This window comes from Serratia sp. (in: enterobacteria) (assembly GCF_051654945.1).
Taxonomy (GTDB): domain Bacteria; phylum Pseudomonadota; class Gammaproteobacteria; order Enterobacterales; family Enterobacteriaceae; genus Chania.
Window position 1 is genome coordinate 254,923 of record NZ_JBOFZA010000043.1, and the last position, 12,117, is coordinate 267,039.

Below are 12,117 nucleotides of genomic sequence, written 5' to 3' on the forward strand. Positions count from 1 at the left end.
CACGCCATGAACAAAAAAACGGCGGGAGGAAACCTGCGCACGAAAACGCCCAAATCTATGCAAAAAGGCGGATAAATGCAACTGACGCCGCACGATCAGCGCTGTTTTTGTTGCGACAGGTCAATAACTGGCAGCCGGAGCATAAAAGTCAGCAGGATAACCAGGATCGTCAGCAGTAAAACGCGCACCCACCAAAGTGGCACCAACCATAGGGAAACGGCAAACGTCAGCACGATAAGCACTACCGCTTTCCACTTGGCTCCAGGCGGCAGCGCCTTATGCTGTTGCCAATGGCGTAAATACGATCCGAACCAGGAGCGATACAACAACCAATAGTGGAAGCGCGGCGATGAGCGGGCAAAGCACCAGGCAGCCAATAGTAGAAATGGGGTCGTTGGCAGCAGTGGCAACACTACGCCCAGCGTGGCCAGCACCACGGCCAACCATCCCAGTATAATCAACAACCAACGAGTCATGCCTGTCCTTACCTGTCATGATAGCCCGTTTACTGTATCATCCCTGGCCATATTGCTGCCAGTTGGCGGGTTTATCCATTGGAAGCTTGTTTCATGACGCTTTCACGGGCAAGCTTAGGCACCGACTGCCTTATCGAAGGATCTCACGTGACTACGCACCGCTTATTACAGGCGCTTGAACAACAGATCGTCGCTCTGGCCAGCGAAATCCAACCCCGAGGCGATGTCCCCATCTCGCAGGCACGCTTTGACGTGGCACTGTTCTCCAACCACGGCACCCGGTTACGGGATTATCTGGCCGAGGTACAGAGGAACTTTGCCCAGCTACAAACGGCGGTAAAAGACAACCGGACCGCGCACGTTGCCTTTCTGGCGGAAAAGCTGGTGGCACAGCTCACGGCGTTACAGCGCGAAATGGCTACCCTGACGATACGGCGTAAAAATCAGCCGAAGGAAGTGGCGGTAGTCGATTTGTACCATAAGCTCGCCGAACATCAGGACTATGAACGCCGCCTGATCGCCATGATCCAGGATCGCGAAAGCCTGTTGGGGCAACAGACCACTTTCGCCGCGCAGAAGAAATTGCAGCACGAGCTGGCCGCCTTCGAAGGCAGATTAGTGCGTTGTCGGCAAGCATTGGCGCGTATAGAGCGCAGCATCGAGCGAAAAGAAAACGGTTTTTGAATATTTGTCACATTATTTTAATGATTATTCCCTTCCCCGCATCATGTTCACTATACTCAGCCAAAGCACAACTGCGTCTCTCCTGCGTTTAGCGCATGGGATGACTCCTTCACTCATACAAACGTTGGACTTATGTCGCTAGATAATGCCTCCCCAGAATTACAACTGGCGGTAGACTTGATTTACCTGCTGGAATGCAACGAGATCGATCCGGCAACGGCGCTGGCCGCGCTGGATATCGTCAGAAAAGATTATCAGGAAAAGATGCAGCGCGCAGGCATCACCTCACCGTATTTGCCTGCGGGCCAATGATCATGGCCCGCCAGCTTTTAGCGTCAGGTTCCTACACCGCCGGTTGAATACCGTCTCCCGGAGCCTGCCCCCGCTTGACCTCCTGCACTTCATTACCCTGCTGGTTATGCAGATACACTTCCAACTGGTTGAAGGCAATATTGATCTCGTTCTCACGGCACAGGCGATCGATCGCCCGGTTCAGTTCGTCCACGGTAAAGCTACGATCGCGCAGCTCCCGCACGTACAACCGCAACTCATGATCCAGCGTGCTGGCACCAAAGTTGAGGAAAAACACCGTCGGCTCTGGATCCGTCATCACGCGCGGGTTTTCATGTGCCGCTTGCAACAGTACCGCCTTAACCTTGTCCAGATCCGAACCGTAGGCTACCCCCACTTTAATCAGCACGCGGGTAATGGTGTCTGACAATGACCAGTTAATCAGCCGCTCGGTGACAAACGCTTTGTTAGGGATGATCACTTCTTTCCGGTCAAAATCCGTAATGGTGGTGGCGCGGATACGGATCTTGCTGACCGTACCGGAATAGGTGCCGATGGTGATGGTATCGCCGATACGCACCGGCCGTTCAAACAGGATGATCAGGCCGGAAACAAAGTTGGCAAAAATTTCCTGCAAACCGAAGCCCAACCCCACCGACAGCGCCGCTACCAGCCACTGGAGTTTATCCCACGAGACACCTAGCGACCCTAACGCGGTGATGGTGCCCACTGCAGTGATCAGGTAGGTCAGTACAGTGGTTATGGCGTATGACGCCCCCTGCCGCAACTGCAGCCTTGATAATACCAACACTTCCAGCAAACCCGGCAGGTTGCGCGTCATGACGTAAGCCACAATCACCGCAAGCACCGCCACCATCATATTGCCCAGCGTTACCGCCTGTGGGATCACACTGCCCGCCACGTTGCTGGTGTAATGCCACAGGGTAACGCTATCGAGATAAGAGATCACCGTGACCAAATCCGACCAAATCGCATAAAACGCGCTGGCGAAGATCAGAAACAGCACCATAGTGGTCAAACGCAACGATTGCTGGTTGATTTGATCCAACGCCAGCGGCGGTTCCTCCAGCGGTTCGTTCCCTTCGGCCCCCTCTTTGGCCATGTTTTGGCGGCGCGCCAGGGCACGGCGATAGGCCAGCCGACGAGCAGCGACGCTCAGGCCACGGATAGCCGCCAGGTAAACGATATTCCACAGGAAGAACAGATACAGGCTGTCGATCCAACGGCCAGCCAAGCGTAACGTGGTGTAGAAGTAACCGGCAAACATCAGCCCAAGCAGGATCACCGGTGTGGCAGCCAACGCGGTGACCATCAGCAGCCGCACCTTGTGGGAGTCTTTTTCACGCCAATGATCGCGGCAAATAGGGAATACCAGTACCGCTAATAGCGTCAACGTCAGGATCACCACCACCTGGCCAATCACATCTTCAACCAATCTCAGCGGGGCTTTCTCCCCCAAAACCGACCAGAAGATCAGCGGTAGCAAGGCCAGCCCCAGCCTGAAAGTCTGGCGGCGGTAGTGCGCACAGCGATCGGCCGGAGTCGCAAAGTGCCGCTCAGAAATCCCCCCCGGGGCCAGCATGCGAAAGGTGAAGCCAAACACCAGCCAGAACAGCGCCAGCTGTTGTGACAAGGCCCAGATAAAATCGCTGATGCTGAACTCGGCCCGATAGAACCAGAACCCGGCACCGAGCAGCAGTAACGAACCCGGTAATACCTTTAACAAGGTCAGCAGAATGGCTTTCGGCGTATGCATTTGGCTATCGCGCTTTAGCTGGCCGACATCATTGGCCAGCTTTTGCAGATGCCGGTCAATCAGGCGATAGCGCCAGCGCAGCAGGCCAATCACGATCAGTAATGGGATCAGGAACACCAGCGCATGCAGCCCCCCCATCAGCATCTGCCCAGGCTCGAATTTGAAATCCAGCCCGGCCAGCTGTTCCTTCACCGCGCCAGGCAGTCCCTTGAGCCAGGCGAAATCAATGGGCTTGTTGCTGTTGACCCAGAAAATCTGCTGGGTCAGCGTGTCCTGTACCGAGCTATAGACGCTGGTCAGTTGCTGCTGGTTAATTTGCAGGTTGATGGCCAGCGACAGCTGGTTATTGAGCTGTTTGTTCAGTTGATCGAGCAGCTCACGGCGCATATCAACAATTTCATTCAAGGCATCCAGCACGTCACCGTTGGCCTTTTCCTTACTGTCGGCCACCAGCCTGTCGATAAATTCATCGCCCTTGAACAACTCGTCGCGCTGCTGGTTGATCTCAAACTGCTCCAGCCGTAAGTCTGCAATTTGGGTGCTCATATCCGCCACCAGCGTGCCCGGCGGCAGGTTTTGCTGCTGCTGATAAAGGATGCGCGACAGCACCAGGCTACCCTTCAGCACCTGGATCTGCTCTTTCAGGTTCTGTTCCGATTGCAGACCACGATCGAGCCAGTTTTTTACCTGAATGTTTTGCTGGAATAGAGTGTTGCTTTCTTGCGTGGCGGTGATCAGCCGCTGGCTGATTTGCCGGTTGATGTTCAGCTCTTTGCTCACCAGCTTGTTGCTCTGGATATCGCTGGCATCCTCCGGGTTCTGCGCCTCTTTGGCCGTTTTTTCCGACAGCGTCAGCCGTTTGCTGTTGACCACGTCCTGCAACACCTGTACCCGGCGATCCAGGGCGTCGATGTTCATGGTGGTGTAATCGCGCTGCTTCTGGAGCAGGTCTTGTAACGTCGTATTGGCATCCAGGCTTCTGCGCTGCAGGTCGATCTCGGCATTGAGCAACACCTGCTCCGTAGTGAGCATGACCTGTTGCGTGCTGCGTAACATCTGTTGCCCCGGTGCGCGATCGCTTAGCAGGTTACGAATTTCCTGCAGGCGTTGGGAAGCCGCGTACATGCTGCTCTGTACACGTTCGGGCTGGGTTTGTAATGAGATAAGCTGGCTATTGTAGGTCGAGAGATTTTCCTGCGTGTCCTGCAGTTCGTCCAACGTCTGGTACAGGCGGCTTTCCAGTTGGCGCAGGGAAAGCGGCAACAGTTCGGCTCGCGTCACCGCTTCATCAGCCGGATTTTTCAGCGACTCCAGATCCCGCGTGACCTGTTGTAATTTGGCCGGTGCCTGCTGAACCTGCTGTTTAAGCTGATTGACCTCTTGCTTGATGCGATCGATGCCGTCAAGCAACTCCAGCGTGCGGTTTAAATCCTGCAAAGACAGCTTTTCGACCGGCGTCAGATTTTTTTGTTTGTTCAGCGTCTCAATCTGGCTTTGAATGTCGCTGCGTGCAGGAAGATCGCCGTTTTGCGCTGCGAAGGCACCCAAAGGCAAAGCCAGTAATAACAACAGCCATAGCGTGAAAATGCGCAATTGACCCACAACGCAAGAGAAGGAAATTGTTCGGACTGCGGGGAGAATACGCCTGCGACTCATGATTTAACGTCGGTTTAACAATGAAGCGCCAAGGTTATCACGATCGCAGGTTGGCAAGAATAGTAAAAGCGTTGCAGGATGTACTGTAAAGCGATCAGAAGGTCAGCACTTTATCCGCCGCCAGCGTCCACTGAGCCAACTCCACCAGCGTACCAATCTCTACGCCATCGGCCAGCTTGAGTTGGCTGATGCCACGGGCATCGGCACAGGTTTTACACAGTTTTACCGGGACCTGCTGCGCCGTCAGAATTTCCAGCATCTGCTGCAAATGATAGCCTTCGCGCGGCTGCTGCCCGGCAAGGCCAGCCACGACGGCATCGGACATCAGAAACAGCTTCAGTTGCAGATCGGTCTGCTGCTCTTTCAGGGTGATAGCCAGACGTAGCGCATTGAACAACGATTCCTGGCCATAGGCCGCACCGTTGGCAATCAGTAACAGAGATGACATGAGGATTCTCCTTATCTAAGGTCTAACGAGCTGGCGCGTTCATACGTAAAGAAGGGCTGAGCTGCACCATTTCGAGGAAACTGTCGACCAAGATACTCGCCTCGGCTTTCAGATCAAAGCTTTCGGGCATAAACAGCCAGTTTTCCATCAGGCCGGTGAGATAGGCGCGTAGGGTAATTGCGGCCCGGCGCGTGTGCAGATCGGCAGGGAGTTGACCATGAGCCATACTGTTACGCAAAACACGTTCGATACGCTCATAGCCTTCAAGGTAAAGCACCTTGCGAGCGTCATGTAACGGCATCATTTCACCGATAAATTCGCATTTATGGAACACGATTTCCATCAATGCCCGGCGGCGGCCGTCGTCGACCGTCGCGGTCAGTATGTAAATCAGAATCTCTCTTAAAATACGCAGTGGATTATCGGGATACTTTGCCTGATACTCTATCTCCAGATCGCCTATTTTCGACTCTGAGAGCTCCCAAACTTCATTAAACAGGTCTACCTTATTCTTGAAGTGCCAGTAAATAGCACCACGCGTAACCCCGGCAGCGGTAGCGATATCAGTCAGCGAGGTAGCTGAAACGCCACGCTCGGAGAACTCCCTCACCGCGGCGTCGAGGATCTGTTGTCGTGTTTCTTGCGCCTGCTGTTTGGTTTTTCGTGCCATGATGTTGTTTTTTAGGGGGAGTGTGATTTACATACATTCGCGAATGTATGTACCATAGCACGCACATATAATTAACGCAGCAATGGGTTTTAAAGCTTGTGATCCATTGATCAATTTGAAATCGGACACTTGAGGTTTTTCTATGAACAAAAACAGAGGGTTAACGCCTCTGGCGGCAGTTCTGATGCTTTCAGGCAGCTTAGTGCTTACAGGATGTAACGATAAAGAAACCCAGCAACAAGGTGCTCAACACCCAGCCCCTGCCGTGGGTGTGGTGACATTGAAGGCTGAACCTCTCAATATTACTACCGATCTTCCTGGCCGCACCGCAGCATATCGCATCGCCGAAGTTCGCCCTCAGGTCAGTGGCATCATCCTGAAACGCAACTTTACCGAAGGCAGCGATATCAAGGCCGGTGTTTCACTGTATCAAATCGATCCAGCGACCTATCAGGCAGCCTACGACAGTGCCAAAGGCGATCTGGCCAAAGCCCAGGCCGCGGCAGAAATTGCGCGTCTGACGGTTAACCGCTACAAGCCTTTGCTGGGTACCAACTACATCAGTAAACAAGACTTCGATAACGCCAACTCTACCCTGCTGCAGGCTAACGCCGCCGTGGTAGCGGCCAAGGCCGCTGTGGAAACCGCGCGTATCAACCTGGCTTACACCAAGGTCACTTCACCGATCAGCGGCCGTATCGGGCTTTCATCGGTAACCGAAGGGGCACTGGTAACTTCCGGTCAGGCCAACGCGCTGGCTACGGTGCAGCAACTGGACCCGATGTATGTCGACGTGACCCAGTCAAGCAACGATTACCTGCGCCTGAAACAGGAGCTGGCTAACGGCACCCTGAAACAGGAAAACGGCAAGGCTAAAGTGAAGCTGCTGCTGGAAAACGGTCAGGAATATGCACAGGAAGGTTCGCTGGAGTTCTCCGACGTAACCGTTGATGAAACCACCGGTTCTATCACTATTCGCGCCATCTTCCCTAACCCGAACGATGCCTTGCTGCCAGGCATGTTCGTACGTGCCCGTCTGGACGAAGGCGTGCGTAGCGATGCCCTGCTGGTGCCACAAGAAGGTATCACCCGTAACCCACGTGGTGAAGCTACCGCGATGGTTGTCGGTGCGGACGATAAAGTGGAAGTTCGTACGCTGACCGCCGCACAGGCCATTGGCAACAAATGGTTAGTGACGGCTGGTTTGAAACCGGGCGATCGCGTCATTGTTACCGGCCTGCAGAAAATCAGACCTGGCGTTCAGGTGAAAGCGCAAGAAGCGGATAGCAAGCCGCAGACGGCGTCTGAACCCGAGAAGAAGTCATAAAAAGGAGCCGGTAATACATGGCTAAGTTCTTTATAGATCGCCCCATATTTGCGTGGGTAATCGCCATCATCATTATGTTGGCGGGCATCTTGTCGATTATGAAGCTGCCTATTGCGCAATATCCGACCATTGCGCCACCAGCAGTCACGATCGCCGCCAACTACCCGGGCGCTGACGCCAAAACGGTGCAGGATACCGTGACACAGGTTATCGAACAGAATATGAACGGTATCGATAACCTGCTGTACATGTCCTCCAACAGTGACTCGTCCGGTAACGTTCAGATTACGTTGACCTTCAACTCCGGTACCGATCCTGATATCGCTCAGGTGCAGGTGCAGAACAAGCTGCAGTTGGCCATGCCACTGCTGCCGCAAGAAGTGCAGCAACAGGGCGTCAGCGTCGAGAAATCAAGCAGCAGCTTCCTGATGGTAGCGGGCTTTATCTCCGACGACGGCAGCATGTCGCAGGAAGATATCGCGGACTATGTCGGTTCCAACATCAAGGATCCTATCAGCCGTACTTCTGGTGTGGGTGACGTTCAGCTGTTTGGTTCCCAGTACGCGATGCGTATCTGGCTCGATCCCAACAAACTGAACAACTACCAACTGACCCCAGGCGATGTTATCGCCGCGATCAAAGTGCAGAACAACCAGGTTGCTGCAGGCCAGCTCGGTGGTACCCCACCGGTGAAAGGCCAACAGTTGAACGCCTCGATCATCGCGCAAACCCGTCTGACCTCACCGGAAGAATTCAGCAAAATCCAGCTGAAAGTTAACCCGGATGGTTCGCAGGTACGCCTGAGAGACGTGGCCAGGGTTGAGCTGGGCGGTGAGAGCTACAACATCATTGCCCGTTATAACGGTAAACCTGCTGCCGGTATCGGCATCAAGCTGGCAACCGGTGCCAACGCCCTGAACACGGCGGCGGAAGTCAAGTCGGAACTGGCCAAGCTGGAACCGTTCTTCCCTGCAAGCCTGAAGGTTGTTTATCCTTACGACACCACACCGTTCGTTAAGATTTCTATTAACGAAGTGGTCAAAACGCTGATCGAAGCAATCATCCTGGTATTCCTGGTGATGTATCTGTTCCTGCAGAACTTCCGCGCTACGCTGATCCCAACGATCGCCGTACCGGTGGTATTGCTGGGGACGTTCGCTATCCTGGCAGCGTTTGGCTTCTCGATAAACACCCTGACGATGTTCGGCATGGTGTTGGCGATAGGCCTGCTGGTGGATGACGCCATCGTGGTGGTAGAAAACGTCGAGCGCGTCATGGCCGAAGAGGGCCTGCCGCCGAAAGAAGCCACCAAGAAATCGATGGAACAGATCCAGGGCGCACTGGTCGGTATCGCCATGGTGCTGTCGGCAGTATTTATCCCGATGGCCTTCTTTGGCGGGTCAACCGGGGCCATCTATCGTCAGTTCTCGATCACCATCGTTTCCGCCATGGTGCTGTCCGTACTGGTGGCGTTGATCCTGACGCCGGCGCTGTGTGCCACCATGCTCAAACCGATCCCGAAAGGCGATCATGGCATCAAGACCGGCTTCTTCGGCTGGTTTAACCGCCTGTTTGACAAGAGCACCCACCACTATACCGACAGCGTAGCGAACATCCTGCGTAGCACCGGGCGTTACTTGGTGATCTACCTGCTGATTGTGGTTGGTATGGCCGTGCTGTTCATGCGCTTGCCTTCCTCGTTCCTGCCGGACGAAGACCAGGGCATCCTGCTGACCATGGTACAAATGCCAGCGGGTGCCACACAGGAACGTACCCAGAAAGTCCTGGATGAAGTTAACCGCTATTACCACGAAAACGAAAAAGACAACATCAACTCGGTGTTTACCGTTAATGGCTTCGGCTTCAGCGGCCAGGGTCAGAACACCGGTTTGGCGTTTGTCAGCCTGAAAGACTGGTCTGAGCGTAAAGGCGAAGAGAACAAGGTGCCAGCGATTGCAGCCCGTGCCATGGGCGCTTTCTCGCAGATTAAAGACGGTTTGGTTTTCGCCTTTAACCTGCCAGCGATTGTGGAACTGGGGACGGCGACCGGCTTCGACTTCCAGTTGATCGATCAGGCTAACCTTGGTCACGAAAAACTGACCGCAGCGCGTAACCAACTGTTGGGCATGGCGGCAGAACACTCTGATTTGCTGACCGGTATGCGCCCTAACGGTCTGGAAGATACACCTCAGTTCAAACTGGTCATCGATCAGGAAAAAGCACAGACGTTGGGCGTTTCCCTGAGCGATATTAATACCACCATCGGCACCGCGCTGGGCGGCTCCTACGTGAACGACTTTATCGACCGCGGTCGTGTGAAGAAGGTTTACGTACAGGCTGAAGCCCCGTTCCGTATGCTGCCGGAGGATATTAATAACTGGTATGTGCGTGGTAGCACCGGGCAGATGGTACCGTTCTCCGCCTTCGCTACGGCGAAATGGGAATTCGGTTCACCGCGTCTGGAACGTTACAACGGCTTGCCATCGATGGAAATCCTCGGCCAGGCGGCACCAGGTAAGAGTACCGGTGAAGCGATGGACATGATGGAGCAACTGGCGGCGAAACTGCCAAACGGTGTGGGCTATGACTGGACCGGTATGTCCTATCAGGAACGTCTGTCCGGTAACCAGGCTCCGTCACTGTACGCCATCTCACTGATCGTGGTGTTCCTGTGTCTGGCTGCTCTGTACGAGAGCTGGTCGATTCCATTCTCCGTTATGTTGGTTGTACCATTGGGGGTCATAGGCGCCCTGTTGGCCGCGACCATGCGTGGGCTGGAAAACGACGTTTACTTCCAGGTGGGCCTGTTGACAACCATTGGGTTGTCGGCGAAGAACGCGATATTAATCGTGGAATTTGCCAAGGACCTGATGGATAAAGAAGGTAAAGGGCTGGTTGAATCAACTCTGGAAGCGGTGCGTATGCGTCTGCGTCCAATCCTGATGACATCACTGGCCTTTATCCTCGGGGTTATGCCGCTGGTTATCAGCAGCGGTGCAGGCTCCGGCGCACAGAACGCGGTAGGTACCGGCGTAATGGGCGGGATGGTGACAGCAACCGTCCTGGCAATCTTCTTTGTACCGGTGTTCTTCGTGGTGGTTCGCCGCCGCTTCAGCAAAAAGACTGAAGATCTGGAACATACCCATCCGGTTAAGCATCACTGATGCTCCAAACGGGCGCAGCATGCTGCGCCCCAACGTTTTGTGAACCCAATGAGGTTCATCAATCGTCTGAGGCCGCGCAAGCGGCCTTTTTTTTGCCTGTTATCCAGCCAACAACCCCAACCAGGATTAACGCCAATTTGGGGTTGATCCCGATCCCGGAGAGGTGTATAATAAATGTTATAGTATAACATAACAATTAGGGTCATCATGAAAGCAGGCATCCATCCAGACTACCGCACCGTGGTATTTCACGATCTCAGTGCCGATACCTACTTCAAGGTGGGATCGACCATCAAAACCGATCGCACCATCGAACTTGAGGGCAAAAGCTGGCCCTACGTCACCATAGACGTCTCTTCCGCTTCACACCCGTACTACACCGGTAAGCAGAAGGAGTTCTCAAAAGAAGGCAGTACCGCGCGCTTCCAGCAGCGGTTTGGTCATTTGGTTAACAGTAGAAAAAATCGGGGTTGATAATGCAAGTATTGAGTTCACTACGTTCGGCGAAGGGCCGCCATCCAGATTGCAAAGTGGTGCGCCGTCATGGCCGCGTCTTTGTGATTTGTAAGTCCAACCCGCGTTTTAAAGCGGTACAGGGACGTAAGAAGAAGCGTTAAACCACAGTGTCATAACTAACCAAAGCCCCGTTGCTGCTCAACGGGGCTTTTTATTGCCCGGTGCCATCATCAAGAGAAAGCCCCACCGCAACCGATGGGGATAAAAGCTACTTCATGCTGCCCGCAATGGCCTCGACATTATGCTTGAACGCCTGAACGTAGCTGGCTGCCGGGCCTTGTGGCTTGGATAGCGCTTCAGGATACAGCTCGCCCCCTGCTTTTGCCCCCGTTGCCGCCGCGATCTGCTTCACCAGACGCGGATCCGTTTGGTTCTCAATAAAGTAGGCGTTGACCTTTTCCTGCCTGATCTGTTTGATCAGCCCGGCGACATCGCTGGCGCTGGCTTCGGCCTCGGTAGAAAAACCGACCGGGGCAAGGAAGGTGACGCCGTACTCTTGCCCAAAATAACCGAAGGCATCATGACTGGTCAGCACCTTGCGCTTTTGCTGTGGCACCTCAGCGAACTGGGCTTTGGCCCAACCATCAAGCTGCTGAAGCTGTTGAATGTATTCACCACCCCGTTGGCGGAAATAGGCTGCGTCTTCAGGATCGGCGGCGATCAGCGCATTCATCACGTTAGTCGCATACTGCACGCCATTCTTCATGCTGTTCCAGGCGTGTGGGTCGGTGACCTGTTTGCCCTCTTCTTCCATGCTGCGCGACGCGATCCCTTTGGAGGTGGTGATCACCTCCCCTTGATAGCCCGACGCTTTAACCAATCGGTCGATCCACCCCTCAAGCCCCAACCCGCTGACAAACACCACATCTGCCTGAGCCAGCTGCTTGCTGTCTTGCGGTGATGGCTCAAAACTGTGAGGATCGCCATCCGGGCCAACCAGGGTGCTGACTTTCACATGTTCGCCCCCCACCTGTTTGACGATATCACCCAGAATCGAAAAGCTGGCCACTGCCTCAACGGTTTTTGCCTGCACAAACGGGCTGGCAAGCAGAGCAGCTGCCACCAGCGTAATGGGTAAAGATTTCATGATTTCTCCTTGCAGATAGCA

At 54.3% G+C, this 12,117-nt stretch carries 11 protein-coding genes; 6 read left to right on the plus strand and 5 right to left on the minus strand.

Going from position 1 to position 12,117, the window contains the following annotated elements; genetic code table 11:
- Positions 1-95 precede the first annotated feature (95 nt).
- Positions 96-476 (minus strand): DUF454 family protein, encoded by a 381-nt coding sequence (locus tag ACRDCA_RS07265; protein ID WP_438688922.1) that lies wholly within the window; start codon positions 474-476, stop codon positions 96-98.
- A gap of 147 nt (positions 477-623) precedes the next feature.
- On the opposite strand from ACRDCA_RS07265, the gene priC reads away from it, so the two are divergent.
- Together priC and rsmS are read left to right on the plus strand one after the other, a co-directional pair.
- A complete protein-coding gene (gene priC, locus ACRDCA_RS07270) occupies positions 624-1,160 on the plus strand; it encodes a primosomal replication protein PriC (RefSeq protein ID WP_438688923.1) in 537 nt (178 codons plus the stop codon).
- 132 nt (positions 1,161-1,292) lie between these two features.
- Entirely contained in the window at positions 1,293-1,472 is a 180-nt protein-coding gene (gene rsmS, locus ACRDCA_RS07275) for a pleiotropic regulatory protein RsmS (protein ID WP_411752608.1), read from the plus strand.
- 31 nt (positions 1,473-1,503) lie between these two features.
- Here rsmS and mscK read toward each other — a convergent pair whose 3' ends face one another.
- The 3 genes from mscK to acrR all read right to left on the minus strand — a co-directional run bounded on the left by mscK (position 1,504) and on the right by acrR (position 6,002).
- Complete coding sequence (gene mscK, locus ACRDCA_RS07280) at positions 1,504-4,884, minus strand: mechanosensitive channel MscK (protein WP_438688924.1); 3,381 nt, start codon at positions 4,882-4,884, stop codon at positions 1,504-1,506.
- Positions 4,885-4,978: 94 nt separating this feature from the next.
- On the minus strand, positions 4,979-5,332 hold the full coding sequence (locus ACRDCA_RS07285) for a DsrE/DsrF/TusD sulfur relay family protein (protein ID WP_438688925.1): 354 nt from the start codon (positions 5,330-5,332) through the stop codon (positions 4,979-4,981).
- A gap of 22 nt (positions 5,333-5,354) precedes the next feature.
- Positions 5,355-6,002: a multidrug efflux transporter transcriptional repressor AcrR gene (gene acrR / locus ACRDCA_RS07290; protein ID WP_438688926.1), complete on the minus strand. Its 648-nt coding sequence runs from the start codon at positions 6,000-6,002 to the stop codon at positions 5,355-5,357.
- Between the two features lie 142 nt (positions 6,003-6,144).
- Between acrR and sdeX the strand changes: the two genes are divergently transcribed.
- The 4 genes from sdeX to ykgO all read left to right on the plus strand — a co-directional run bounded on the left by sdeX (position 6,145) and on the right by ykgO (position 11,110).
- On the plus strand, positions 6,145-7,329 hold the full coding sequence (gene sdeX / locus ACRDCA_RS07295; RefSeq protein WP_438688927.1) for a multidrug efflux RND transporter periplasmic adaptor subunit SdeX: 1,185 nt from the start codon (positions 6,145-6,147) through the stop codon (positions 7,327-7,329).
- Between the two features lie 17 nt (positions 7,330-7,346).
- On the plus strand, positions 7,347-10,493 hold the full coding sequence (acrB, locus tag ACRDCA_RS07300) for a multidrug efflux RND transporter permease subunit AcrB (RefSeq protein WP_438688928.1): 3,147 nt from the start codon (positions 7,347-7,349) through the stop codon (positions 10,491-10,493).
- Positions 10,494-10,700: 207 nt separating this feature from the next.
- Positions 10,701-10,967, plus strand: a complete 267-nt coding sequence (locus ACRDCA_RS07305) for a type B 50S ribosomal protein L31 (RefSeq protein ID WP_438688929.1) — start codon at positions 10,701-10,703, stop codon at positions 10,965-10,967.
- Positions 10,968-10,969: 2 nt separating this feature from the next.
- The gene (gene ykgO / locus ACRDCA_RS07310) at positions 10,970-11,110 is read left to right on the plus strand and encodes a type B 50S ribosomal protein L36 (RefSeq protein ID WP_071998220.1); all 141 of its coding nucleotides are present in this window, start codon (positions 10,970-10,972) and stop codon (positions 11,108-11,110) included.
- 107 nt (positions 11,111-11,217) lie between these two features.
- Here the strand turns inward: ykgO and ACRDCA_RS07315 are convergent, their stop codons facing one another.
- A complete protein-coding gene (locus ACRDCA_RS07315; protein ID WP_438688930.1) occupies positions 11,218-12,096 on the minus strand; it encodes a metal ABC transporter substrate-binding protein in 879 nt (292 codons plus the stop codon).
- Positions 12,097-12,117 lie beyond the last annotated feature (21 nt).